This is a genomic window from Pseudomonas cremoris (assembly GCF_014230465.1).
The window spans coordinates 643,153-670,115 of sequence record NZ_JAAXCY010000004.1 but is presented as its reverse complement, the minus strand read 5'-3'; the positions used below and the strand labels follow the sequence as shown (position 1 = coordinate 670,115).

The 26,963-nt window shown below is 50.9% G+C and carries 25 protein-coding genes; all 25 read right to left on the bottom strand.

Features of this window, described 5'->3' with window-relative positions:
- Window positions 1-20: 20 nt before the first annotated feature.
- A complete protein-coding gene (wbjC, locus tag HF257_RS13060) occupies window positions 21-1,139 on the bottom strand; it encodes a UDP-2-acetamido-2,6-beta-L-arabino-hexul-4-ose reductase (protein WP_185708740.1) in 1,119 nt (372 codons plus the stop codon).
- Between the two features lie 2 nt (window positions 1,140-1,141).
- A complete protein-coding gene (locus tag HF257_RS13055) occupies window positions 1,142-2,176 on the bottom strand; it encodes a polysaccharide biosynthesis protein (RefSeq protein WP_185708739.1) in 1,035 nt (344 codons plus the stop codon).
- Between the two features lie 30 nt (window positions 2,177-2,206).
- Window positions 2,207-2,989, bottom strand: coding sequence for an AglZ/HisF2 family acetamidino modification protein (locus tag HF257_RS13050; RefSeq protein ID WP_185708738.1), 783 nt, complete (start codon window positions 2,987-2,989; stop codon window positions 2,207-2,209).
- Window position 2,990: 1 nt separating this feature from the next.
- A complete protein-coding gene (gene hisH / locus HF257_RS13045; protein WP_185708737.1) occupies window positions 2,991-3,605 on the bottom strand; it encodes an imidazole glycerol phosphate synthase subunit HisH in 615 nt (204 codons plus the stop codon).
- Complete coding sequence (locus tag HF257_RS13040) at window positions 3,602-4,738, bottom strand: N-acetyl sugar amidotransferase (protein ID WP_185708736.1); 1,137 nt, start codon at window positions 4,736-4,738, stop codon at window positions 3,602-3,604. The genes hisH and HF257_RS13040 overlap by 4 nt, the downstream gene beginning before the upstream one ends.
- Before the next feature lie 12 nt (window positions 4,739-4,750).
- Window positions 4,751-5,893, bottom strand: coding sequence for a glycosyltransferase family 4 protein (locus tag HF257_RS13035; protein WP_185708735.1), 1,143 nt, complete (start codon window positions 5,891-5,893; stop codon window positions 4,751-4,753).
- Entirely contained in the window at window positions 5,890-6,501 is a 612-nt protein-coding gene (locus HF257_RS13030) for a CatB-related O-acetyltransferase (protein WP_185708734.1), read from the bottom strand. Before HF257_RS13030 ends, HF257_RS13035 begins: the two co-directional genes overlap by 4 nt.
- Window positions 6,498-7,700, bottom strand: a complete 1,203-nt coding sequence (locus HF257_RS13025; RefSeq protein ID WP_185708733.1) for an O-antigen ligase family protein — start codon at window positions 7,698-7,700, stop codon at window positions 6,498-6,500. The genes HF257_RS13030 and HF257_RS13025 overlap by 4 nt, the downstream gene beginning before the upstream one ends.
- Window positions 7,694-9,058, bottom strand: coding sequence for a polysaccharide deacetylase family protein (locus HF257_RS13020; RefSeq protein ID WP_185708732.1), 1,365 nt, complete (start codon window positions 9,056-9,058; stop codon window positions 7,694-7,696). Before HF257_RS13020 ends, HF257_RS13025 begins: the two co-directional genes overlap by 7 nt.
- Window positions 9,058-10,020 (bottom strand): GNAT family N-acetyltransferase, encoded by a 963-nt coding sequence (locus HF257_RS13015; RefSeq protein ID WP_185708731.1) that lies wholly within the window; start codon window positions 10,018-10,020, stop codon window positions 9,058-9,060. The genes HF257_RS13020 and HF257_RS13015 overlap by 1 nt, the downstream gene beginning before the upstream one ends.
- Window positions 10,017-10,580 carry a GNAT family N-acetyltransferase gene (locus tag HF257_RS13010; protein WP_185708730.1) on the bottom strand — a complete coding sequence of 188 codons (564 nt, stop codon included), beginning with the start codon at window positions 10,578-10,580 and terminating at the stop codon, window positions 10,017-10,019. The genes HF257_RS13015 and HF257_RS13010 overlap by 4 nt, the downstream gene beginning before the upstream one ends.
- Window positions 10,581-10,593: 13 nt before the next feature.
- Entirely contained in the window at window positions 10,594-11,865 is a 1,272-nt protein-coding gene (locus HF257_RS13005; protein WP_185708729.1) for an oligosaccharide flippase family protein, read from the bottom strand.
- Window positions 11,856-12,947 (bottom strand): DegT/DnrJ/EryC1/StrS family aminotransferase, encoded by a 1,092-nt coding sequence (locus HF257_RS13000; RefSeq protein WP_185708728.1) that lies wholly within the window; start codon window positions 12,945-12,947, stop codon window positions 11,856-11,858. The genes HF257_RS13005 and HF257_RS13000 overlap by 10 nt, the downstream gene beginning before the upstream one ends.
- A complete protein-coding gene (gene wbpD / locus HF257_RS12995; protein WP_185708727.1) occupies window positions 12,940-13,530 on the bottom strand; it encodes a UDP-2-acetamido-3-amino-2,3-dideoxy-D-glucuronate N-acetyltransferase in 591 nt (196 codons plus the stop codon). Before wbpD ends, HF257_RS13000 begins: the two co-directional genes overlap by 8 nt.
- A 464-nt stretch (window positions 13,531-13,994) precedes the next feature.
- Window positions 13,995-14,945, bottom strand: coding sequence for a UDP-N-acetyl-2-amino-2-deoxy-D-glucuronate oxidase (gene wbpB / locus HF257_RS12990; protein ID WP_185708726.1), 951 nt, complete (start codon window positions 14,943-14,945; stop codon window positions 13,995-13,997).
- Between the two features lie 77 nt (window positions 14,946-15,022).
- A complete protein-coding gene (gene wbpA / locus HF257_RS12985; protein ID WP_185708725.1) occupies window positions 15,023-16,336 on the bottom strand; it encodes a UDP-N-acetyl-D-glucosamine 6-dehydrogenase in 1,314 nt (437 codons plus the stop codon).
- Between the two features lie 1,387 nt (window positions 16,337-17,723).
- Window positions 17,724-17,957 (bottom strand): lipopolysaccharide assembly protein LapA domain-containing protein, encoded by a 234-nt coding sequence (locus HF257_RS12980; protein WP_185708724.1) that lies wholly within the window; start codon window positions 17,955-17,957, stop codon window positions 17,724-17,726.
- Between the two features lie 24 nt (window positions 17,958-17,981).
- On the bottom strand, window positions 17,982-18,278 hold the full coding sequence (gene ihfB, locus HF257_RS12975) for an integration host factor subunit beta (RefSeq protein WP_003218804.1): 297 nt from the start codon (window positions 18,276-18,278) through the stop codon (window positions 17,982-17,984).
- Window positions 18,279-18,410: 132 nt separating this feature from the next.
- Entirely contained in the window at window positions 18,411-18,695 is a 285-nt protein-coding gene (locus HF257_RS12970) for a hypothetical protein (protein ID WP_185708723.1), read from the bottom strand.
- 161 nt (window positions 18,696-18,856) lie between these two features.
- The gene (gene rpsA, locus HF257_RS12965) at window positions 18,857-20,551 is read right to left on the bottom strand and encodes a 30S ribosomal protein S1 (RefSeq protein WP_071483562.1); all 1,695 of its coding nucleotides are present in this window, start codon (window positions 20,549-20,551) and stop codon (window positions 18,857-18,859) included.
- A gap of 120 nt (window positions 20,552-20,671) precedes the next feature.
- Window positions 20,672-21,361, bottom strand: a complete 690-nt coding sequence (cmk, locus tag HF257_RS12960) for a (d)CMP kinase (protein WP_003172653.1) — start codon at window positions 21,359-21,361, stop codon at window positions 20,672-20,674.
- Window positions 21,358-23,568: a bifunctional prephenate dehydrogenase/3-phosphoshikimate 1-carboxyvinyltransferase gene (locus tag HF257_RS12955; protein WP_233081487.1), complete on the bottom strand. Its 2,211-nt coding sequence runs from the start codon at window positions 23,566-23,568 to the stop codon at window positions 21,358-21,360. The genes cmk and HF257_RS12955 overlap by 4 nt, the downstream gene beginning before the upstream one ends.
- Window positions 23,569-23,596: 28 nt before the next feature.
- The gene (hisC, locus tag HF257_RS12950; protein WP_185708721.1) at window positions 23,597-24,709 is read right to left on the bottom strand and encodes a histidinol-phosphate transaminase; all 1,113 of its coding nucleotides are present in this window, start codon (window positions 24,707-24,709) and stop codon (window positions 23,597-23,599) included.
- A 9-nt stretch (window positions 24,710-24,718) separates the two neighbouring features.
- On the bottom strand, window positions 24,719-25,813 hold the full coding sequence (gene pheA, locus HF257_RS12945) for a prephenate dehydratase (RefSeq protein WP_034096534.1): 1,095 nt from the start codon (window positions 25,811-25,813) through the stop codon (window positions 24,719-24,721).
- Window positions 25,813-26,898: a 3-phosphoserine/phosphohydroxythreonine transaminase gene (gene serC / locus HF257_RS12940; protein WP_185708720.1), complete on the bottom strand. Its 1,086-nt coding sequence runs from the start codon at window positions 26,896-26,898 to the stop codon at window positions 25,813-25,815. Before serC ends, pheA begins: the two co-directional genes overlap by 1 nt.
- Between the last annotated feature and the right edge of the window lie 65 nt (window positions 26,899-26,963).

Sequence of the window (26,963 nt, the reverse complement as noted above, 5' to 3'; positions counted from 1 at the left end):
GAGATTCTCTACTGACTCACTCAGACTTTCGTGCCAACAGGGAGGGCATAGGTATCCGGATTCTCTCTATCAAAAATCTCGTTAGCCCAAAGCATAACAATCATCTCTTCACCTCCAATATTAGTAATATCGTGAGTCCATCCCGGCACCGTCTCGACAATTAGCGGTTCGTCACCGGTGGTGAAAAGCTCATAAAACTCGCCCGTAACGATATGGCGAAAACAGAAACGCGCATGGCCTCTAATGACCAGGAACTTTTCCGTCTTGGTGTGGTGGTAATGCCCACCACGCGTGATTCCCGGGTGTGCAGTAAAAAAAGAAAATTGACCTGAGTCCCGGGTCTTGAGCATTTCGACAAAAGTGCCACGATTGTCTTGATACTTGGGGACTTCATAAGTGAAATCCTCAGGAGGTAGGTAGCTCAGATAGGTTGAATAAAGCGCCCTGACCAACCCCAGCCCCACCGCCTCAGTGGTCATATTTTCGCGGCTCTTACGGAACGCGCTCAACTGTTCCGCTATCCAGCCTACCGTTACCCGATACTGGGGCGTGATTACCGGGAAGGATGGGTCAACAAGCCCGCCATCCATAACTGAAATGAACTGCTTGATTACATCGTCAATATAAACAAGTGTGACTTCTGCGGCAGGATCGTTAATCTGTATGGGTAGTTGGCGAGCGATATTATGGCAAAATGTCGCAACGGCAGAGTTATAGTTTGGGCGCGCCCACTTGCCAAAGACATTCGGCAACCGAAAAAGGTGGACCCTGCTCCCATGCTTGGACGCTAGATCTGCAAGTTCCCTCTCAGCACCAAGCTTGCTCAACCCATAAGCATTATTGTGCTCTGCCTGTGTAGACGAGGTGTACAACAGCGGGATTTTACGCCCACTGGCTACAACTGCATTACACAACGCTCGTGTCAAATCAGTATTGCCTACTTGAAATTCCTCCTGCTTTTCCGGGCGGTTCACACCGGCCAAATGGAAGATGAAGTCCACTTGAGCCACCCGATCGCGTAATTCATGAAGACTGTCTGTGCGGGCAAACCGTAAAATATCGACGTCCTTGCGCTCGTTCAAATGCGCGATCAAGTTCATGCCGATAAATCCGTTGACTCCCGTAACAAGTACTTTCATGGTCACTCCTCGGGCGTCGCATGCTCACCACGCTGAATGGCATGCATGAAATCAAGCTTGAGAAGCAATTGTTGCATCCCTTCAACATCCAGCCGCTCAGTATTATGAGAGTTATAGTCCACTGCGTGCGAAATCTTTTCCTCGCCTTGCTCCACAAACTTACTATAGTTTAAATCGCGCAAATCAGGCGGTACTCGGAAATAAGCTCCCATGTCCTCGGCACACGCCATCTCCTCACGGCTCAAAAGTGCCTCGTAAAGCTTTTCGCCATGACGAGTCCCGATAACTTGTATCGGGTGCTCAGGTTTGTTAACCATGATAGTCAGTGCACGGGCCAATGTTTCCACTGTGGCGGCGGGCGCCTTTTGGACAAACATATCTCCATTGTTGCCATGCTTAAAGGCATACAGCACCAGGTCAACCGCGTCCGCCAAAGTCATCATGAAACGCGTCATATTGGGGTCGGTTATTGAAAGCGGAATTCCGGCACGGATTTGATCAATAAACAGAGGAATAACCGATCCGCGCGAAGCCATGACATTGCCGTAACGCGTCCCACAGATAACTGTCTTGCTTTCGTCCACATTACGCGACTTGGCGACCATCACCTTTTCCATCATTGCTTTGGAAATACCCATGGCATTAATGGGGTACACCGCTTTGTCCGTACTCAAGCAAACCACCCGCTTGACGCCATTTTGGATTGCAGCTTCAAGCACATTATCTGTTCCGATAACGTTTGTTTTTACGGCCTCCATCGGGTGAAACTCACAGGACGGTACTTGCTTCAATGCCGCCGCATGGAAAATATAATCTACACCTCGAGTAGCATTCAGGACACTTTGATAATCACGCACGTCACCAATGTAAAACTTCAGCTTACTATTGGCATAACGTTTACGCATATCATCTTGCTTTTTCTCATCACGGCTGAAAATACGAATTTCAGCAATATCCGTATTGAGAAAGCGTTTAAGCACGGCATTGCCGAATGAACCTGTGCCACCCGAGATTAGAAGCTTTTTTCCATTAAACATAATAAGTCCTGAAACCGATGTAGTTGTCTATTAGTTAGTTCGCAAGGCTGAATAGACAACCTCATTCTTCTGTTGATCGTTCGGGTAGCTGATAAGGACGGCTTTATAAGGTCCTTTGAACACAAAGAAACTGCCGGCGGCTACACCTACGACACCACACGCGGCAACAACGTCCCGCATATGCTCCAACGCGCCAGCGCCACCCAGAACAGTAATTGGAATGTTGATAGCCTGCCTGAGCCGAGTCGCCAAATTAAGGTCATATCCCTCCATTCGCCCATCGTGATCTATAGAGTTGATAACAATCTCGCCTGCGCCCAAGCGCTCCATCTCGAGAGCAACATCCAGTACGTTTCGCTTAGTATTGACAGTTCCGTTGTGCGTCCAAACATCGTGATGTTTGCTAAGCAAGCGCTTCTTGTAATCAAGAACGACCACCACGCTCTGCGTGCCAATTTCTTCGGCAATACGCGAAACAAGCTGAGGGTTCTCCACTGCAGAGGCGCTGATCGCAACCTTCTCTACACCAAGGCTAATGATTGCCTTGGCCTGCTCAGCGGTACGGATGCCACCTCCGTAGCACAGTGGCATCCGGCACTCTGCTGCTAAATGGGCAATTCGCTTATAATTTGGTTCTTTGCCTTTTGTGGTGGCGTCTATATCAAGGACTATCAGTTCGTCCGCTTCTTTTTCATTGAAGATCTTCACGGCATTGATAGGATCCCCAACATATTTTGGATCCTTAAAACGAACGGTTTTAACCAATCCGCCGTCCTGGATCAACAAACATGGAATAATTCTGGGCCTGAGCATCTCAAAATTCCGCGAAGTTTTTCAAAAGAGTAGTACCAAAGTGATGACTCTTCTCTGGATGGAACTGCACGCCAAAAACGTTATTTTCGGCGACGGCGCAGACAAAATCTCGCCCGTAGGACGCTGAGGCTATGCCAGCAGAGCCACCCTCACAATCGAAATAGAAGGAGTGAAGGAAATAGAACCGAGCGTCATCTTCAATCCCCCTAAATAGCGGCGAACCGTTTATCGGCTGCACGTCATTCCATCCCATATGAGGGAGAGGCAGTCCTTGGAGATCGGGAACCGTAGCAAATCCCTTGACTCGTCCAGAGACCCAACCAAGGCCAGGTAGCTTACCTTCATCACTGCCGCTGGCGAGAATCTGCATGCCAACACAGATCCCCAGTACAGGCACGCGTTGTTCCCGCACCATATGTTCCAACGCCGGCCGCATACCAGAGGCATCAAGCTTTTCAATGGCGTGATCAAAAGCACCCACACCAGGAAGAATCAAGCGGGATGCACCCTTCAGCTCTTCAGCGTTCGTTGCTACACAAACGGGAATATGCAACCGCCGATAGACGTTTACAAACGCCTGAATATTACCTAGCCCATAATTGATGATAGTGATCATCTGAACAGCCTTCTCTCCAAACCCAGTGCGCTCATTACACGCGAACCTATACCGATGAGGAAGCGCTTATTTCGGTAACTGTGGAAAGTTTTGTTCTCGCCTTCGAAAATTTCCTGGAGTTGGTCAACTGTTAGGTCGAGTTTATTGGCCACATACTCAAATTCGCTCTGAAGGAATTGCTCCTCCAGCTCAGGCTTGGCAATCCGCTGAACTGCCTCGTCTCTGGTCATCTGACCGGTCATGATCAGGCTGGAAAAATGGGCGCGACGCTTCTCATATCCGAACTTGCGTGGCATCCAATAGTCTTCGTAAAAACGAGTAAACCGAGATTCGTGGTGCTTATGCTGAAATTTTTTCCAGCCATACAATCGCTCCAGCGTCGCCTCTGCATCCTGCTTTATATATGGAACAAGGTTTAACGGCTTAACTACTTGCATTCCCAATAAACGCTGGTAAAGAATTTTGTAAACAAAAATATCCGTCAATGGAAACGACTTGAGTTTACGCGAACCAAACCGCTGATGAATATCCCGAAACAACGTCTTGTCGACACCAGGATAGGCGCCCCACTCCTCTGGCTCCCTACAACACTCGGTAGAATAGTTGGCGCCGGTCAACACGTACTTGATACGGTGCTGACGTGCAAACTTGTACAGGCCTGAAAAAAAAGCAGCGTCCTGTGGCATATCTTGGTCAGGAATTTGGGACCGGAAGAAAGCAGTTTGAAGATCTTTCATTTCCTCCCAGTTGATGACGTCGGTATAGAGATCAAGCCCCATACCATCTACCAACTTCTCGATATTACCTACCGCTTGGTCCGTATTCCAGCCTGCATCAACGTGAAACAATAAAGGTCGGAGGCCCATTTTTTCTTTTGCTATATAAGCAGCATAAGAGCTATCAAGTCCACCGCTGAGACCAATAATACAATCGAAGTCCTTTCCCTTACCGTTTGCCTTAATCTTTTCAGCAAGAGCCATCAGCTCCTTTTCACCGCGCCCATCGGTGTGCCAATTTGGCTGAATGGCGGACTTGAAATTATTGCAGTAATCACAAACGCCTTGATCATCAAAAGAAATTTTTGGATCACTAGTATCCATAATGCACTGGGTGCATATCTGATAATTTTTCATAAAGCTTCCATATTAAATCAGGATACGCTTGGCCATACGCTGATAGTCCAAAAGCTCTGATGCAATTTCAAATGAGCGAATTGACATATTACTCAAGGCACCCGGGTTATTTTCTACTTCTTTAAACACCGAAATTTGTTGCTCCAGTGTAGAAACTTTCCAGCCGTTACCGTCAACAAATGGCCGATGACTGGGCACGTCCGCAATGACTACCGGACACCGCGCGCACAAGCTCATCTGCATAGTTGCTGACTGACTTCCAGGCTGGATGTAAACATCCGCACCACATAGCAACCGATACAATTCATCGGCGGTTTTCCAACCTAAATATCGAACGCGATCATCTTTAGCCGACAACTGCCTCACTTCCGACTCAATTGATTCATGCACGCGACCAACAATAAGGAATACAAAATTCTGATCTTTAATTTGAGAGAATGCTTGGAGACTTTCTACCAGCTTTTTTTTCTCATCAAACTTACCAGATTGAAGGAATACGGTCTGGCGTGCGTCTAAGCACCACTCCATTCGAGCACTGTTTCGATGCGAAAGATAAACCTCTTCGTCAGCAACAAAACCGCCCAGTGGAAAAAACTCAAGAGAGTGACCAGGCAAGCCGTACATTTCTTTTGCGAAATCCATAGTCTCGAGAGATATGCATAAGACTTTATCGATCCAAGGGAGCGCGCGCCGGATGATCGGGCGATAGAAAAAACGATGCAGCAGGGAGGACAATGCGCCAACCGCACTGTTATTGGCATCCTCATGGCTGTCGACGTAAAGTCGGACCTGCGGGTGTTGGCGCTTGTAACGAGCGGCTGTAAGCAGTTCCCAACCGCAAAGCCCGTGAAACATAATGACGTCAGGCTTGAAACTCTCGAGAATTTCATAGACACCAGGATGGGACCGAACCTTTTTTCGAAGCCAGAAAGGTCCTACTTTCGAATACGGAAGACGAATGACCCGCGCGCCATCACTGCCTAGATAGTCACCACAGTCCGTGTAGCCTAACGACATGTTATTCAGATAAGTTTCGGTAGACGCCACAACCAGAACGTCGTGCCCTCCAGCGACATGCTCGCGAACGAGCTCATTCTCTTGATATCGATAGTCATCGATGTAAAAACACGACAAACAGAAATGAAGGACCTTCATGACGCACCGAGACTAGCCAGAAACGCTCGCGGGTCATTAAACAGGGGCGCAGAGGCACGTAGCTTCTCGTCTGAATAAAGCCACCATTCGCTTTTCAGCAGCCCCTCAATGACATCGTCCGCAAACCGGTACCGAATCAGACGGGCAGGGTTGCCTGCAAAAATTGCATAAGGTGGTACATCCTTGGTCACTACACTTCCCATCCCGATAACGGCACCGGTGCCGATTGTAACACCTCCCTTCACAAACACGCCCTCACCGATCCAGACATCGTGGCCCACATTCGTATGGGCCTCCGAGCCGTATTCATGGCGGGAGAACTTCTGGTTGATGCTCTCCTTATGCGATAAAAATACAGGGCTTGTGGATACGTACTCCATTGGATGCCTGGCCCCTCCTACAATCACCCTCCCAGCTATTGAGCAAAACCTCCCAATACTAACATTGATAAATAAGCAATCGTAACCACAAAAGGAATGGCCAGCCATAGAGCTATTTACTAACGCACTTCCGGATTCAACTTTTGAGGTATTCGCCACCGAACTATTTAGAATCGCTTTCCCACGCAACTTCTTTAAAAGCTTCGCAAAAACATAACCAAGTGTCATATCAATTCCTCATCCTTATGCGCAACATTAATTCGAACCAGCCCCGCTTTATAAGAATGGGAAACTGTGATGACACACGCCAATGCCATCCAAAATACGTTTGCTATATACAGCGAACTACTGACCATCACGAACGTGGCGTATTGAACATAAAGAACAGCAACCCAAACGTGTCGCCCCGACGCCATAACTTTTAAAGCTGAAAACCAGCCAGAAACGAACATAGCAAGGAAGGCCGCCCCCCCCACTACCCCCAAGGCCATAAAGCTCTCGACGATAAGGTTATGCGGGTAAGTTCCCAGAGGCCCAACTCCACCACCATCAAAAAAATTAGACAATAATACGTCGAGCGATTGCCTATATATTTCAGCACGACCTGAATCATCAAAAAATCCATTAACTACACGCTGAACGATATAACTATTACTATCAACTATAAGCAAAAAAAATAACGGAGCAGAAAATATAACTGCGGCCATCATTACCAAAAAATTCTTCGACTTAGATATGGCCCAAGCAATCACAACTACGATCAATGACAATATAGGGCCGCGCGAACCGCTGCCGATCAACCCGGCGACTCCGATCAGAAAACAAATCCCATATGTGAATTTAGACGGCAGAGAGCCAATTCTAAAGCCACATAGACTTATGAGCATGACAGTCACAGCGACGTGCCCCAAGGCAATAGGATTCAGCGTGGGTGTTTCCAACCGGCCGGAAAAAAGCTCGCCAAACGATACTTGTTCTTTTGCAATGAGTACAACGCCTGTCAGTAAAAGGCCTAATACTCCAACAGCAGCAATACCGGATAACAAAGCGCGTTCCGATATATTATCTACTTTTGCAGCCATGGCGACTGCTGGTATCAGGCAAACAAAAACTGACTGCATCCAATACTCATAAACTGGAACCGGAAAACTATCCGGTACCAAAACACTGTCTAGAAAAATTCGGAACAAGTACATGCCCCAAAACAACCACCAAGCGCCCCAGAAAAGCGTTAATCGAAAACGAACATGCACCATTGTGCAAAGTATTGCCAATGAAAGCAGAAGAACTATCACCCTGTAGGGCACCGAAGCAAGTCGATTATTTATGTCTAACAATTCAGAAACAGCAGCCACGACAGGATAGCCCACGACCACCGCAACCAAAAAAGCACAATAGAGACCACTCGATAATTTAATCTTTAACATTTAAGGCTCCATAAATAAAGTCGCCTTTCCTCTTCAGTCACCAAATTATTATTATGCCAAAGCAAAGTGAATTGTCCATCCACCGTACGACAAGCGTCTTTAAGCATTTTCACTTTTTCAAATGCAGCATCCCCATATCCAAGCGCAAGATAGCTAGTGCTCGTAAGCGTTACGTCCATCACAATCAACGGCCTAATCCTGACGTTCAAAATCTCTTGTGACACGGGGTCAAAGGCGGGATACTCGAAACAAGTACCACAGCGAAAACCAACTAACTCAGCATATCCCAGCGTACTATCGTAGGACATGGAAGCCTCATCCCAGGCTCTCAACGTCGCCGGCTGACTCCAACGCAAAAAATGCATACGCCCACCCCAGGCTGCTTGTACGATCCCTTCCTCCAAGCAAACCCTTCGTAGTCGTGCTACCTCCCCGAGTATTACAGAATTTGAGAGATAGGAATTGTAGCTAGGATGAAGCCCAATCTCATGCCCCCGCTTGTTGATCCTGCGCAACAATTCACGAATAGCAGGATGCTCTAACTCATAGTCAGCATCTCGAGTTAAGTCAGTTCTGCCGCAAATAAAATAGAAGGCACTGGCGATCCCTTCTTTTTCGGACTGGGCCATTATCCAATCAAACGTGTTTGCAGGATCTAAAGAACTGAGGCTTTTTCGACTAGTAAACTTTACAATGAGCGCTTTAAGAACACCGCCAACATCTCTTCGCTTGATGATATCCCCACCGATTGCCCGAAGCCACCGGGATAAAGAACGGAACGCATACCGGCTAGGTTCATCCACATCGTGAGAAACCCTCATTGAAAACTTATGCTTCAACAACTTTAATTCAGGCCAATTAATACAAATTATATCTCGTAAGATCGAAAGCCACTCATCAACAATGGGACGCTCTAGATAATCATACTTCATTGCATGAGAGTTCCTTGCAGAGAACCGTTCATGCTCGTCTAAATCGGAACGCCCTACTTCCTCACTGCGGGATAAAATCCAGTAGACCATCCCCAACAAGTCATAATGGACCACAAAACCAAAGCTTTCTTTTTGAATCAAGGGCACCCGAAGAGTGTGCTTGCCAGGCACAGGAAGGTTCTGACCGCCTGGAGGTATCCAGCCTTCTTTCACAGCACCCCAGCTCACACAAGGTAGCGCAGAGTCATTACGATTGAAGGTCCCAGGATCACACTCAAATTGGATAAATCCCTGAAAGCCAGGCAAACTAAGCTTAAGTTCAGCACCGTCTGTCGATGTCAATTCAAACGGGTAACCCATTCGTTCGAGTAGAATTTGCTCAATCCAACGCCGCGCGGCAACACCAGGCCAGCCGGATAGGTTCATCAGGCTTTCCCTCTTAGATCTTGCAGGAAGAAATAAAGCCTAAGCAGCTTCGAAGGCGTTCTGCTGATCGAAAAATATGGCCTCTGGGAGGCACCGAAGGCCCGAAAGAAGCGCTCAACAGGTTCCATCATCGAACCTTCGAAATCAAATCTTTCAGTGACGCCAGAGCAAAGCTTTATCGCCTCCCACATGCATAAGCTTGTAGCGCCGCTGTTTCTTAGATCAGGGTCGCCGCCACCCATGATGTAGTAGGCACTATGTTGATCCCATACAATATAAACACCAGCATGATGCCGCCCTTGGTCATCCTCAGCGATCACTATTGCCCTGGACGAACGACTGGCACACGCATCATCAATTTTTTTGACAACATCATCGGAATAAGGCACTGACAATCCCTGTCTCTGATAGACCATCTCATTAAGAGCCAAAAAGTCTTCTACAGATAAGTCAGTTCTAACTTTAAGCGAAAAACGGCTTTGTGCCTTCCGAATATCCCCGCGAATATTCTGTTGAAACTGATGCCATAACGCATCAAAATTGTCCAACCCATCTAATACGTAAGTATAACGCGTCGTTTGCCGGAAACCTGCCCAATAGAACGGCAACCAATTAGCAACCTTATAACTCCAGCTTGCAGAGAAATGATCATAGCGAGGCAGTTTTGAGATCAACTCAGTCATTAAATCTTTTTCTCTTCCTAAGCGCTTGGATTCCTTGTCTTCGGTAGCTCTAAACCAAGGCCCCAAGTGCTGAGTGAGAACAGGCATAGTTACAATAGAAACAAAAAGTTTTCTTTTAATAATAAAGGGCATGCTGGCAATTATTTTGCCGTCTTTTTCGCATACTACTACGTCCCAATTTTCATGTGCCACTGCATCAAGCCACCACGCTTGGCTGAATATAGGAATCGACGTTTCAACGGCACAAAGCTGACGATATTGTTCTCGCACTAAACTCATTTCACCGATTCCAAGTCACAGACAAGGTAATACTCATCATTGGTTTTTTCATTTTCCGCCCCCAGGCACACTGGTTTAAACCCTGCCTTCCGCGCGGAGGCCATAGATGCAAAGTTATCTTTTGATATCCGCGATGAGATTCCGGAAATACCTGCACTGGCAAAATGCAACTTCGCTAAAAAACGCATACTGGTGGCAATACCTCTACCCTCAAAACACCTTGCCACACCGATAAAACCCTCGTGAACGGTAAGCTCCTCAAGGTCTCGTTCGTTAAAATAAAAAAAATCAACACCGATCAATTTTTTTTGTTCTACTGAACATGCAACAACCACTAATTTCGGGCAAGTCATTAGGCATAATAGAAGTCGAAAACAACCAAATGTCCCTTCCGGATTATGAGTCAGATAGAACTCGCGGAAACGAAAAATTTCAGAACGTTTCGCACCACGATAAAGTACGCCAGCAGATCGCGAAACGGGAATGCTACCCACTTCAAGATAAAAGCTTAACTCCCTTCGCACGGTGGCAACTCGGGAGCACAGTGATGATAGTGTCATGCTATCTTGGCCCTCACCTAGATCCCCCAGACAGTTTGAACGACACGAATCCATTGACGGCGTACATACAAGTATATGCCGCACTAAACAAGTATAGCCCAAGAATCAAACTATCAAAAAAATACCCTACCCCAAAAACAATCAACACCGACGCGAATAGTGATATTTGCCAAAGTAGATCAATTTTTTGTCTTTGCGCTATCATAAACATAGAGCTTAAAGGGCTAGTAATAAATTGTACAAAGAACATCGGAATAAGAATCTGGGCATACTCCCCCGACGCTCTCCATGCCTCCCCAAACACGAGGGCAAAGAAGCCTGGCGCCACAAAAAAAAACATGCAGAAGGGTATAACCGCCACGGACAACAGACGAAAAAAAGTTTTCTTGTATATCTCTCGACAACTACCAGTTCGACTGTACGCTTCGCTTGCTTGCTGTCGAAATACATCACCAATGGCGCCGGCTACAATGCTCATAGGAGCCCCAATCACACGCTGAGTCAACATAAAATATCCGGCAGCGCCCGCTCCAAAAATCGAACCCAACAGCATGACTGGCGATTGAAACGAAGCAATATTTAAACTATGAGCAATAACCAAAAATTTTGGAAAATCAATATAGCGCCTGGAAACCGATAATAACTTTGCTCCGCTCAATTTTTTAAAGCTAGATTGATCTATTCCCCGCACACTCCAAAGCAGCAAGCAAAAAGCAACCAATTGACCTACGACAGCACCTACTATAAGACCCAACATACCTCTTCCGGCATACCCAGCACCGACATGTACTGCCGACATCCCTGCGCTCTGCGCCATACGAGTAGAAGACATCCTACGGTAATAGCCTCTACGATTACTCCAGTAATTCAGGCTTTGGTAGCCAGCAGTCAAAACAACGCTCAACGGGATCCAATAGAGCCAGCGTCGGTATTCAACAATCTTCAAAATCCGGGCTATCTGCTCATTGAAAATAAGTATGACTACCAATATAGCCAGACTTACTAAGACACTTAAAGAAAAGGCTACAATTACCAGCGCAGCAGCATCACGGTCTTTTTTGGGCACCATGATGGCGAGTTCATATCTGCCGGTAGCCAAGATTGCCAGTACAGAAACAATAGCCAGATAAACAGCGAAAACTCCAAACTCACTCGGACTATAAAGCCGAGTGAGTATCGGGCTCACAGCGATAGGGATTGCTTGGGCCAACGTTGTGCCAGTCATGAGGGTCAGCACATTACGTGCAAATGCCCCCTTCGGTAGATATTTAGAGATCAACGCCATTCGCCTGCCAAAGCAGACACAACCGACAGTTGTTGCTCGTGTGTCAGGTAGGGATGCATGGGTAGGCTCACTACACACTTAGCAATTTTGTCACCTACAGGCAAATCAACGGATATATCCGCTACCGCGGGCTGTTGATTCACAGGAATAGGATAATGAACAACCGTTGGGATACCCTTTTCTTTGAGACTTAACTGCAAGTTGTCTCGGTTTTCAACGCATAAAGTGTACTGCGCATATACACTAGTATTGCCTTCAGCAATGAACGGTAAGCCTTCGACTCCCACTGCCCTCAGCAACCGTTCATAGTTTTCCGCAACGGCAGTACGAAGTGATATTTCTTCTTCAAAAATACTGAGCTTCTCTAAAAGAATAGCGGCTTGTATAGTATCCAACCGGCTATTTACTCCTACACGTACGTGATGGTAGCGACGATCTTGTCCATGCCGCGCTATCTGCCTCATGACGCTTGCCAGTTCCCCGTCATTGGTAAAGATTGCGCCACCATCCCCGTAGCACCCTAACGGCTTGCTGGGAAAGAAGCTGGTGCAGGCAACGTTGGATAAACCACAAGATCTACGCCCCTTATACGTAGCACCAAAGCTTTGCGCAGCATCCTCAATCACCGGAATACCATAACGCTGGGCGATCTCGTTAATCGCATCGAAGTCGGCACACTGCCCGTAAAGTGAAACTGGGATAATGGCCTTAGTCTTGGGTGTAATGGCGGCTTCTAGCTTTCCAGGATCAAGGTTATAAGTACGCGGATCTATGTCTACATAGACTGGCTTGGCACCCAAGAGAGCCACAGTTTCAGCGGTAGCAATGTAGGTAAATCCAGGGGTAATTACTTCATCCCCAGGCCCAATATTCATAGCCATTTGAACGATTTGAAGGGCGTCAGTACCATTAGCGCAGGTAATGCAATATTCCACCCCTACAAACTTCGCGAGCTGTGTCTCCAACTCCGAAACCTCTGGCCCAAGAATATACTGGCCGTGGTCCAGTACCTTTGCGATCGCTCGATCGATGTTGCTTTTGATGCGTGACTGCTGCTTCTTCAGATCGATAAATTCAATCATGGCCCACTTCCACCTTGTTAACGCGCTCGCCCGCTAACACATAGCGTGCCCTCGTATGAATGCAAATCGCCTCACCTGTACCATTGACTGGAAGGTCAAGCTGCTCGCCAAACTCACTCATCCAACCAATCTGGCGAGCCGGAACGCCAACCACCAACGCGTAGTCGGGCACATTTTTGTTGACAACAGCTCCGGCCCCCACAAACGAAAACGCACCAATCGTCACACCACATACGATCGTGCAATTCGCGCCTAACGTCGCTCCCTTTTTTACGAGAGTGTCTCGATACTCACTTTTTCTTTCAACCAGTGATCGTGGATTATAAACGTTGGTGAACACCATGCTCGGTCCACAAAAGACGCCTTCCTCCAACGTAACGTTATCGTAGACAGAAACATTATTTTGGATCTTGCAGTGGTTGCCGATTATAACTTTGTTTCCGACAAACACGTTCTGCCCTAACGACACCCCTTCACCAATGCGCGCACCCGCGCAAACATGGACAAAATGCCAAATTCTTGACGAGTCACCGATCTGGGCGCCAGGATCGATAATGGCGGAAGGGTGTTGATAGTGCGGCATAGATAACACCTGATGGTCATTTACGATTGGAGACGAGCAATTCTTTTTAATCGAGCTACGAACTGGGCGCAATCAAGGGACCCAGCCTCACTCAGAAAGCGGCTAACTAAACAGAGCAATTTACCATCGAAAAAGGAGTTTTCGCAAAAAAAAGGTATGGGACAAAGCTGGAATTCAATGGCCCTAGCACGTACTGGCAGCGATCCAACACCTTTGCAACCGAATTTTCCTGACCTTTTCTGAATTTGTCCGGATAGCCGAGTGCATTGAAGATCAAAATATGAACAAAGGCCACATCAGACAGTTCTGTATAACGAAGGGCAAAATCCTTAATTACGAGCAGTCTATATCTCAAATTATCGAGCTATCGAATCGTTGAAAGTGCTCGTGATATTCATTCACGCGTTTTTGAAAATACAGAGTTATAAATGGCGGTCATCAACGACCGCCCAATGAATGCACAGTTAGCGAATTAAACTTGCAAGTGCCGAATGGCCCTCTCCAAGTGAAGCAGGAACCACTTTTGCGGCACGAATATCTTCGACCGTTTTCACACAATGCCGGGCATCTTCAATTCCATAACCCCGCCCTGCCAAAATTTCCTGATAGCTTGTGGTATGCAGGTCTGTAAAACCTTCTGAGAACTCCATTTCCTCTCCGCTGACAGTAATGGAGCGATAGGTAGGCTTTTTTCCTTTTACCGAGGCAGGAAGATCGTTAGCATCTATAGACAAAAACCAACGCACTTTCGCTTTCTCGTACTCAAGATAGCCCGCTGCTTTGTGGTCGTCTGCAAAGTGCACTACATTGCGCTCTAAATTTCCAAAAATAAAATGCAGCATATCGTAAAAATGCACGCCGATATTAGTCGCCACACCAAACGATTTCCGCGGATCACCTTTCCAGCTTTCCATATACCACCGACCACGAGATGTTATATAGGTCAACTCGACTTCATATTTTTTGTCTGACGGACCTTTAGCGACTTTTTCCTTTAGATCCAAGATAGCCTGATGGTGGCGTAGCTGAAGAATATTGTAGACGCGTCGACCGGTTTCCTCTTCTACTTTGCGCAATTCATCTAGAATCTCACTAGTAGGCACCAGTGGTTTTTCGCAAATGACGTCGCACCCCATCCGCAAAGCAGCGGCTATGTGGGCGTGATGTAGGTAGTTTGGCGAACAGATCGAGACATAATCAAGGGCCGTTGCGGCATCGCGTTTTAAACGAAACGCGTGCTCTTGAAAACGCTCAAACTCGGTGAAGAATTCACTGTCCGGTGACAAGCTATCGATGATACCGACTGAATCATTAATATCGAATGCAGACGCAAGAACGTTACCGGTGTCCTTAATGGCACGCATGTGTCGCGGAGCTATATAGCCAGCAGCGCCAATTAGAGCAAAATTTTTCATTGGGTCAATTCCTTATGAAATGAGAGGTTTCCAGCCACTAACGCTTAAGTGGCTGGAAATGCACATCAAGCAAAAGATCAGGCCTTAATGATATGCGGCGCAGCCGTACGGTATTTCCCTCGACTGTCAACAATTAGTCGAGCGGAAGACTTGATTAACTCGTAGTCAAATTTGTCATGATCTGTAGCAAGTACAACAGCATCAAAACTTGCGAGATTCTCGCTCGTTAAAACTTCGCTACTAAGTGTGAAGTGATGCTCTCGCATCTTTGGGAATACTGGGACATGGGGGTCGCTATATGCGATCAAGCTCCCCTTAGCCTCTAACAGCTCCATTATTTCGACCGAGGGCGACTCACGCATATCGTCTACGTTCTTTTTGTAGGCGATACCCAATACCAAGACCCTGCTCCCCTTCAGCGCCTTGCCATGCTCATTGAGGCCATCTACCAGCTTGCTGACCACGTACTCGGGCATTGCTTGATTGACTTCGCCGGACAACTCAATGAATCGAGTATGCAAACCATACTCACGTGCCTTCCATGTTAAATAGAAGGGATCGATCGGAATGCAATGGCCGCCTAGGCCGGGCCCAGGGTAATAGGCAGTGAAGCCAAACGGTTTGGTGGCAGCTGCATCGACAACTTCAAAAATATCAATTCCCATGCGGTCAGCAACGATTTTCATCTCGTTGACCAAACCGATATTCACCGCGCGATGGATATTCTCCAGCAGCTTGGTCATCTCAGCCGCTTTAGTAGAACTGACCGGCACCACTTGATCAATTGCCTGCTCATATAGGGCCGTTCCAACCTCCAGGCAGGCTGGCGTATCACCCCCGATAATTTTAGGGATAGTACGTGTTTCAAAGTTTTGGTTACCCGGATCTTCTCGCTCAGGTGAATAGACCAAGAAAATATCTTGACCGACTATCAAGCCACCCTCTTGAACTCGGGGTAATAGCTCCTCTTCCGTAGTACCCGGATAAGTGGTGCTCTCTAACGAAATTACCTGACCCGCTCGTAGGTAGGGTTTAATCGCATCAGTCGTATCAATCACAAAGCTCATATCTGGTTCGCGATACTTGTTCAGCGGTGTCGGCACACACAGAATCAATGCGTCACATTCGGCAACGCGACGAAAGTCTTCGGTTGCCTCAAACCCGGATTTTCGCGCCTCAGAAATCCTGAGAGATGAAATATGCTCAATATAACTATCGCCTGCATTCAATTTTTCAACCTTAGTTGAATCTATATCTATACCCAGCACTCGAAAACCAATCGAGTTATACCGAAGCATTAAAGGCAATCCCACATAACCAAGACCAATAATCCCGATCAGTGCTTCCTTACTCTTGAACTTGGCAACACTGGCCTGTTTTTGCAGGTGCATCTCTAATACCCCAAATTAAACAATACAATTTCAACGTACTCATAGCTCTTCGCTCAGCAAGGGCTACGCCCTGCCCGAACGCGTCACGTGGTGGTTTTTGAATCCGGCTCCCGCCTGCTCTGGAGCAATAACTCTAGATGAAGAACGCCAGGCTACCACCCATGCGCCTAAGCAGCCTTACGAATTAAATCATAGCTTTGCCATGAATCTACATAAAAAATGTTAGGCCGCTCGTGATAAGCGGCCACGATCCCAAGGCGACTACGCGCCGTGACCGTCTAAAAGCGTCACTGAAGGCGACGAGACCTCGGCGCTTAACGGACATTCGGTCAAAAGGCCACGAATGACCGTTCATGATACGGAGGGTTATCGCCACTAGGGCTATCCACAGCGCCCACGCACGATTTCGGGTTGATTTGCTGCCCCTATACTTTGTCGATCCTCAGCAGCCTCAACCGACTCAAATCGAGATTGAGATTATTTAGACATAGCTGCTCAGCGTGCAAAGACCGACCTTCCATATTGCTCTGAAACTGCTTAATTCCTAGATATTTGGGTGATTCGACCACGAGACACGCGATCCTGTTTTTTGCTTCCTCCCCCCCTGTAAGTTTCGAAACAATCTAATACTGTAAAGACAATGAGGCGCTCCTATTCTCGAATTCCGCACCCATCGCGATTTGTATACTCAATCGATCCAGCCCGCCTTGCGGCAGTCCAATCATAGCTTTCACTTCATGCAGCCGCGCCAACTCAACGCCTCACACTTTCCAAAGCGTGCTCCTTGCGTAACCACACCCGCCACTTGAAATTTGTTACTCGAAATAAACTCTGCATTCTAATTGTTCTGATTACGGTAAACCGCGGCACACTGTACATTTAATACTTATAAACCACACACAGCACAAAATTAAAAATACGCGTTGATTAAAAAACTGCGAAACTTATCCCTTCCGACGTACTGCTCCAAGCGACACAACAAAAATAAATTAATAAACGCATGGACACAGATAAACGCGTACAAAAACAGGACGGAAAGCGTCATCGCGCACTAAAGTTTCTCTACAAAACCAGCGAGTGCAGAGGTAAGACGCGAGAATAATTTCTGTATCGGGTATAAACCATACCCTATCGAACTCTTCTATTAGTCATGCCATTTAGACCACGATAAAATTCTGATTGATACCATAAAAACCATCTCAGACAAGCTTCTAAGTGGCTAAACAATCAGCCTTCATCGAATAGGTTATGCGGGGAAGCGGATCAAAAACAACGCCATCACTGAGAACAAAAAAATAAGGGCCTCATCCCCTTCACATTATTATTTTTTCTTCATATGAACGTAACTCGGTATACATAACCCACTAATGACCCTCGGCCGCCACACCTAATGAAATTTTCGAAAACAGCTATCGCGCCACAGCAGAAGGCGAACAATAGGACCCGTAATAAGCCCAATAATTAGAGACAACACCATCAGAACAGAAACCGGCAACTTAAAAGTGGTCCATCCGAAAAACGAAAGGACTGCGCCTTGCTGATTTTCCAAAACAAAAGCCAGGATCGCCAAGACAACAATAGAGAGCACGATCACTACAACAACGCGCTTAACACCACGCATAGCATTCTCCTACCCCAAAGCCACTCAAACCCCCTCTTCCTCATCCTCATTCACCCGATCCCGCAACTCCTTCCCCGGCTTGAAATGAGGCACAAACTTCCCATCCAGACTCACCGACTGTCCAGTCTTGGGATTTCGCCCAACCCTAGGCGCACGGTAGTGCAGCGAAAAACTGCCAAACCCACGGATCTCAATCCGGTCGCCAGTCGCCAGGCACTGGGACATTTGTTCAAGCATGGTCTTGATAGCCAGCTCCACATCCTTGGATGAGAGCAGCCCTTGATGGGTGACAATTCGTTCGATCAACTCCGACTTCGTCATATTTTTCCCTTCTTTTTCAAGCAGCTAGGAAAAGCGCTTCGAAGGTTTTAGCATGACTTGATGAATTTGAACAGCCCACGGTGCAACTTATCTACTGGTTAGATGCATACGCCTGACACGTGCCTCAAACCCTCAATTACACATGACAAGCATGGTGCGGGTTACAGCGCCGGCAGGGTTCCAGCCGAAGAGGTAGTCGCCCTCTTCGTCCTTGGCGTCGCTGGATCGGGTGATCACCTTGTAGCCTTGCATCTTGCATTCACGGGCGGCACGGCTTTCGCACTTGTCCCAGTTATTGCCCAAGCCCGAGCAGTCGATCTCGATGCCGCTCACGCCGCGCTTGGCGTGGGTCTTAGCGCTGGTGGCGGCACAGCCTGCAAGCATTACCACGGCGATTACTACGATAAGCCTGTTCATTCAGATCCTTATTGAAGCTATAACACGAGCACTTGTTTTGTGAAGACTATAGTCAGTTCTGACACTGAGCTGCACACCTTGGTTCTCGGTTGTTGATTCAAGGAATTTCGGGCACAAAAAAGGGCGACCGAAGTCGCCCTTTTTCTATGGTCTGACAGAACTTAGTTCTGCTTTTCCATTTGTGCACGCAGCAGGTCGCCCAGAGTGGTAGGACCAGCAGCAATTTCAGAGGTAGCTGGCTTGTCGCGCAGGCTCTGGATTGCTTCTTTCTCTTCAGCATCATCTTTCGACTTGATGGAGAGCTGGATTACGCGGCTCTTGCGGTCAACGCTGATGATCTTGGCTTCTACTTCCTGGCCTTCTTTCAGAACGTTGCGCGCGTCTTCAACGCGGTCACGGCTGATTTCAGAGGCTTTCAGAGTCGCTTCGATATCGTCGGCCAGAGTGATGATGGCGCCTTTAGCGTCAACTTCTTTCACGATGCCCTTAACGATTGCGCCTTTGTCGTTGTCCTGAACGTATTCAGAGAACGGGTCGCTTTCCAGTTGCTTGATACCCAGGGAGATGCGCTCGCGCTCTGGGTCAACCGACAGGATAACGGTGTCCAGCTCGTCGCCCTTCTTGAAACGACGAACAGCTTCTTCGCCAACTTCGTTCCAGGAGATGTCGGACAGGTGAACCAGGCCGTCGATGCCGCCGTCCAGACCAATGAAGATACCGAAATCGGTGATCGACTTGATGGTGCCGGAGATTTTATCGCCCTTGTTGAACTGGCCAGAGAAATCTTCCCATGGGTTAGATTTGCACTGCTTGATGCCCAGGGAGATACGACGACGCTCTTCGTCGATGTCCAGAACCATAACTTCCACTTCGTCGCCGACTTGTACGACTTTCGAAGGGTGGATGTTTTTGTTGGTCCAGTCCATTTCGGAAACGTGTACCAGGCCTTCCACGCCTTCTTCCAGCTCTGCGAAGCAGCCGTAGTCGGTCAGGTTGGTAACACGCGCGGTTACGCGAGTGCTTTCTGGGTAACGGGCTTTGATAGCAACCCATGGATCTTCACCCAGTTGCTTCAGGCCCAGGGAAACACGGTTGCGTTCGCGATCGTATTTCAGAACCTTGACATCGATCTCGTCGCCAACGTTGACGATTTCCGATGGATGCTTGATACGCTTCCAAGCCATGTCGGTAATGTGCAGCAGGCCATCCACGCCACCCAGGTCGACGAATGCGCCGTAGTCGGTGAGGTTTTTGACGATACCTTTGACTTGCTGGCCTTCCTGCAGGGATTCCAGCAGAGCTTCACGCTCGGCGGAGTTCTCTGCTTCCAGGACGCTGCGACGGGAAACGACAACGTTGTTGCGCTTCTGGTCGAGTTTGATGACCTTGAATTCGAGTTCTTTGCCTTCCAGGTGCGTGGTGTCGCGCACTGGACGAACGTCGACCAAAGAACCTGGCAGGAACGCACGGATGCCGTTAACGTCGACAGTGAAGCCGCCTTTAACCTTACCGTTGATAACGCCCTTGACCACTTCTTCAGCTGCGAAGGCTGCTTCGAGAACAATCCAGCATTCAGCGCGCTTGGCTTTTTCACGGGACAGCTTGGTTTCACCGAAACCGTCTTCAACCGAGTCCAGAGCAACGTGAACTTCGTCACCGACATTGATAGTCAGGTCACCAGCATCGTTGTAGAACTGTTCCAGCGGGATCAGAGCTTCAGACTTCAGACCAGCGTGAACGGTTACCCAGCGAGCTTGGTAATCGATATCAACGATAACACCGGTGATGATGGAGCCTGCCTGAAGGTTCAGGGTTTTTAGGCTTTCTTCAAAGAGTTCCGCAAAGCTTTCGCTCATTTTAATTCCTGTTGATAAGGGCGAAGAATACGCCCATCTCCACACCCCAGACGGTGTGGGTCAGTTTCAGTTAAAAGAAGCCACCGCAGGACTATGACTGGTCCCCTGCGGCCTTCTTGATCACCCGGCGATATCGCGAATGGCGATTTCACTCAAGATGCGTTCCAGCACCTGCTCGATGGACAACTCCGTGGAATCCAGCTGTATGGCGTCAGCCGCCGGCTTGAGCGGGGCTACCGCACGCTGGGTATCACGCTCATCACGTGCACGGATCTCATCTAGCAGACTCGACAGACTAACACCATCGACTTTGCCCTTCAACTGCAAGTAGCGGCGGCGAGCACGCTCCTCGGCGCTGGCAGTCAGGAAAATCTTCAATGGCGCCTCGGGAAACACCACGGTGCCCATGTCTCGACCGTCAGCCACCAGGCCCGGCGGCTCTTGAAACGCTCGCTGACGCTGCAGCAAGGCGTCACGTACCGCCGGCAACGCGGCTACCTGAGAGGCCCAGGAACCGACTTGTTCGTTACGCAGGTCATCCGTCACATCGTCCCCTTCAAGGATGATTCGCTGGGGATGACCTTCCGTCGCGCCGACGAACTGCACATCAAGGTGCGCCGCCAGCAGCTTCAAGGATTCTTCATTGGTCAGGTCAACGCCATGATTGCGTGCGGCAAAAGCCAGCAAGCGGTACAGCGCGCCGGAATCCAGCAGACACCAGCCCAGGCGCTTGGCCAGGATGCCGGCGATCGTGCCTTTGCCCGAGCCGCTTGGCCCGTCGATGGTAATCACCGGTGCTTTGATATTCACAATTGAGCCTCTTGGGCAACACGGATGCCGACTTGGGCACACAGTGTAAGAAAATTCGGAAAAGACGTAGCAACATTGGCGCAGTCATGGATACGAATCGGCGCCGCTGCCCGCAGGGAAGCCACACTGAACGCCATGGCAATCCGATGATCGCCATGGGCATGGACTTCACCGCCACCCATCAGGCCGCCATCAATGATAAGCCCATCGGCGGTTGCTTCACACTTGACTCCCAGCGCCAGCAGACCATCGGCCATAACCTGGATACGATCGGATTCCTTCACGCGCAGCTCTTCGGCACCCCGCAACACGGTTCGCCCTTCGGCACAGGCCGCCGCGACGAACAGCACAGGAAACTCATCAATCGCCAACGGGACCAGAACCTCAGGAATCTCGATTCCCTTCAGTGCCGCCGCACGCACGCGCAGATCAGCCACCGGCTCACCGCCGACTTCGCGCTGGTTTCCCAAGGTGATATCCGCGCCCATCAGCCGCAGGATATCGATCACGCCGGTGCGCGTCGGGTTGATACCGACATGCTCCAGCAGCAACTCTGAACCCTCGGCGATCGAGGCAGCCACCAGGAAAAACGCCGCGGAGGAAATATCCCCTGGCACTTCAATATGGGTCGCCGTCAACGCATGGCCAGATTCCACCGACGCCGTAGCGCCCTCCACCACAACCGGATAACCAAACCCATGCAGCATGCGCTCAGTATGATCGCGGGTCGGTGCAGGCTCGGTCACCGCAGTCTCGCCCTCGGCATATAACCCGGCCAGCAACAGGGCGGATTTGACCTGGGCGCTGGCCATCGGCAACGCGTAGGTCAACCCCTTCAACGCCTGGCCACCACGAATGGTCAGCGGCGGACGCCCTTCCGGCCCCGTCTCGATCACGGCGCCCATTTCCCGCAGCGGCTTGGCCACGCGATTCATCGGGCGCTTGGACAACGACGCATCGCCGGTCAACACGCTGTCAAAACTCTGCGCCGCCAGCAGCCCGGAAAGCAAACGCATGGATGTACCGGAGTTACCGAGGTAAATCGGCCCCGGCGCCGCCTTCAAGCCATGCAAACCCACACCATGGATGGTCACGCGGCCGTGATGCGGCCCCTCGATCACCACACCCATGTCGCGAAATGCCTGCAAGGTCGCCAGGGCATCCTCACCCTCAAGGAAACCTTCAACCTCGGTTACGCCGTCAGCCAATGAACCCAGCATGATCGAGCGATGAGAGATCGACTTATCACCCGGCACCCGGATACGCCCGCTCAAGCGGCCACCCGGGTTGGCGAGGAAGGTCAGCTCATCAGCGTTCACTGCTGTTTCCATGTAGGCCCGGCGCGCCAGGATCTTGCTGAAATGCTCACGCGCGACCCGCGCACGGGTAAACACGCCCAATAATTGGTGACCATCCCCGGCATCGACCGCGTCGCGCAAGGCGTCAAGGTCACTGCGGAAGGTGTCCAAGGTGCGCAACACTGCCTCACGATTGGCGAGGAAGATGTCGTGCCACATCACCGGGTCGCTGCCAGCAATCCGCGTGAAATCGCGGAACCCACCGGCGGCGTAACGGAATATCTCGAGGTTCTCGTTGCGCTTGGCCAAGGAGTCCACCAGGCCAAATGCCAGCAGGTGTGGCAAATGGCTGGTCGCCGCCAACACTTCATCGTGGCGCTCAACCTGCATATGCTCGACATCCGCGCCCAACGCGCGCCAAAGGCGATCCACCACCGCCAGCGCAGCCGGATCGGTCTGTTCCAAAGGCGTGAGAATCACTTTATGACGACGGAACAGTTGCGCGTTGGAGGCTTCCACCCCGCTCTGCTCGGAACCGGCAATCGGATGACCCGGCACAAAACGCGCAGGCATGCCGCCAAAAGCCAGTTGCGCCGCGCGCACCACATTGCCCTTGGCACTGCCGACGTCCGTGAGGATCGCCTGCCCCAGATCCATACGGGCCAACAACGCCAGCAATTTCTCCATCGCCAGAATCGGCACCGCGAGCTGGATCACATCAGCGCCCTGGCACGCGAGCGCCAGGTCTGCTTCGCAGCGATCCACTACCCCCAATTCAACCGCCAACTTGCGCGATTGCGGGTCCAGGTCCACACCGACCACCTCGCCACACAACCCGCTTTCACGCAGGCCTTTGGCGAAGGAGCCGCCGATCAACCCCAGACCGACCACTACCAGGCGACCGATCATAGGCACAGCAGGTTGCAATGCAGTGACATCAACCACGAGCCAGAACCTTGGCCAGCGCCTCCAGGAAGCGCGCGTTCTCGGCCGGCAAGCCGATGGTGATACGCAGGTGGTTCGGCATGCCGTAGTTGGCTACCGGACGCACGATCACACCTTCGCGCAGCAGGCCCTGGAACACCGGCGCCGCCACTTGGCCAAGGTCGACACAGATGAAGTTGCCCTTGGACGGAATCCAGCCCAGGCCCAACTCACGGAAACCTTCCTGCAGTTGCAGCATGCCGCTTTCATTGAGACGACGACCTTCTTCAAGGTATTCAGCATCTTTCACCGCTGCACAGGCCGCCGCCAAGGCGAGGCTGTTGACGTTGAAAGGTTGGCGTACACGGTTCAGCACATCGGCGACGACGGCTGTGGACAGGCCGTAACCCACCCGCAGCGAAGCCAGGCCATAGGCCTTGGAGAACGTGCGCGATACCAGCAGGTTCGGATAGGCCGCCAGGAAGTCCAGGCCATCTGGCAGGTCGCTGCCTTCGGCGTACTCGATGTAGGCCTCGTCCAGCACCACCAGCACGTGCTCAGGCACGTCCTGCAGGAAGTCGTCCAATGCTTGCGCATCGAACCAGGTGCCGGTTGGGTTGTTCGGGTTGGCGATAAACACCACGCGGGTCTGGGCATCGATCGCAGCCAGCATGGCCGGCAGGTCGTGACCCCAGTCCTTGGCTGGAATGACGCGCGCATCGGCACCGACAGCCTGAGTGACAATCGGATACACCGCGAACGCGTGCTCGCTGAACACGGCGTTCAAGCCAGGCGCCAGGTAAGCGCGACCGACCAATTCAAGAATGTCGTTGGAGCCGTTACCCAGGGTGACCTGGTTCAGCTCGACCCGGCATTTCTCCGCCAGCAGCGACTTGAGGGCGAAGCCGTTGCCATCAGGATATCGGGTCAACTCGGCCAACTCTTCACGAATCGCCGCCAGCACTTTAGGGCTCGGGCCCAGCGGATTCTCGTTGCTCGCCAATTTGACGATCTTGGACGGATCCAGATTCAACTCACGCGCCAACTCGTCCACAGGCTTACCCGGAACGTAAGGCGACAGTTGTTGCACGCCCGGCTGCGCCAGGGCGAGGAAGTTGCCACTCATGTTAAAGCCTCACAAAACCGCTTTCGGGTAAGAGCCCAGCACCTTGAGTGCCACGGCTTCCTGACTGATTTTCTCGAGCACACCCTTGACCAGCGGGTCGCGGTGATGGCCGACGAAGTCGATAAAGAACACGTAAGTCCATTTACCGCTGCGCGAAGGACGAGTCTCGATGCGCGTCAGGTCAATCCCGTTATCGTGGAACGGCACCAGCAGCTCATGCAGCGCACCGGGCTTGTTGCTCATGGAAACGATGATCGAGGTCTTGTCGTCGCCGGTCGGCGGCACTTCCTGGTTACCGATCATCAGGAAGCGCGTGGAGTTGTCCGGGCGGTCCTCGATTTTCTCGGCCAGGCGCGTCAGGCCATAAAGGCCTGCTGCCATATCACCGGCGATGGCCGCCGAGTTCCACTCACCCTTGACCCGCTTCGCCGCTTCGGCGTTGCTGGAAACCGCCACACGCTCGACGTTCGGGTAATGGGCGTCCAGCCACTTGCGGCACTGGGCCAGGGACTGGGCGTGGGAATAGATACGGCTGATGCTGTCGGTCTTGGTGTTCTCGCCCACCAGCAGGTGGTGGTGAATACGCAGTTCGACTTCGCCGCAGATCACCATGTCGTGCTCGAGGAAGCTGTCCAGGGTGTGGTTGACCGCACCTTCGGTGGAGTTTTCCACCGGGACCACGCCAAAGTTCACCGCACCGGCAGCCACTTCACGGAACACCTCATCAATGGCCGCCATCGGCTTGCTGATCACGGCGTGACCAAAGTGCTTCATGGCGGCTGCTTGGGTGAAGGTGCCTTCCGGACCGAGGTACGCCACTTTCAGCGGCTGCTCCAGGGCCAGGCACGACGACATGATTTCACGGAACAACCGCGCCATCTCTTCGTTGCCCAACGGGCCCTTGTTGCGCTCCATTACGCGCTTGAGCACCTGGGCCTCACGCTCAGGTCGGTAGAACACCGGCACTTCGCCTTCTGCCAAGGACGCCATCTTCACCCGCGCCACTTCCTGGGCACAGCGTGCGCGCTCGCTGATCAGCTCCAGGACTTTCTCGTCCAGGCTGTCAATGCGCACCCGCAGGGCCTTGAGTTCTTGCTCAGACATTAGCCGTGTTCCTTTTCGAACTCTGCCATGTAGGCAACCAGCGCGTTGATGGCGTGGATGTCGACGGCGTTGTAGATGGAGGCGCGCATGCCACCGACCGAACGGTGACCCTTGAGGTTCAGCAGGCCGCGCGCGTCGGCACCGGCCAGGAATGGCTTGTCCAGGCGGTCATCAGCCAGACGGAATGGCACGTTCATCCACGAGCGGTCGGTCAGGTTGATCGGGTTGCTGTACAGGCCGCTGGCGTCGATGAAGTCGTACAGGGTGCGCTTCTTCTCTTCGTTCAGCTTGCCCATGGCGGCGACACCGCCCTGCTCTTTCAGCCACTCGAACACCAGGCCAGACAGGTACCAGGCGAAGGCCGGCGGAGTGTTGTACATCGAGCCGTTATCGGCCGCGACCTTGTAGTTGAGCATGGTCGGGCACAGCGAACGGGCGCGCCCCAGCAGGTCTTCGCGGATGATGTTGACCAGGATGCCGCTCGGGCCGATGTTCTTCTGGGCGCCGGCGTAGATCATGCCGTACTTGGATACATCGATTGGGCGCGAGAGGATGTCCGAAGACATGTCGCACACCAGCGGAACGTCGCCCACTTCTGGCACCCAGTCGAACTCCAGGCCGCCGATGGTCTCGTTCTGCACGTAGTGAACGTAGGCCGCGTCCTTCGAGAGTTTCCACTCGTTCTGACCAGGAATGGCGAAGTAGTCGTAAGGCTTGGCAGTGCCTGCCACATTGACGTTACCGTAACGGGAGGCCTCTTCAATGGCCTTCTGACCCCAGATACCGGTGTCGATGTAGTCGGCAGTGCCATCTTCCGGCAGCAGGTTCAACGGAATCTGGGCGAACTGCTGGCTGGCGCCGCCTTGCAGGAACAGCACTTTGTAGTTGGAAGGGATGTCCAGCAAGTCACGCAGATCCTGCTCGGCCTTGGTGGCAATGGACACGAACTCATCGCTGCGATGGCTCATTTCCATCACGGAGAGGCCTTTTCCATGCCAGTCGAGGAGTTCACCCTGCGCACGCTGCAGGACTGCTTCAGGAAGCGCCGCGGGACCGGCACAGAAGTTATAGGCTCTCTTGCTCACATCCAATCTCACTCTAGATCTGGTGGGGTGGTGCAATAAACAGGTATTTCAATGTTTTCAGAAGG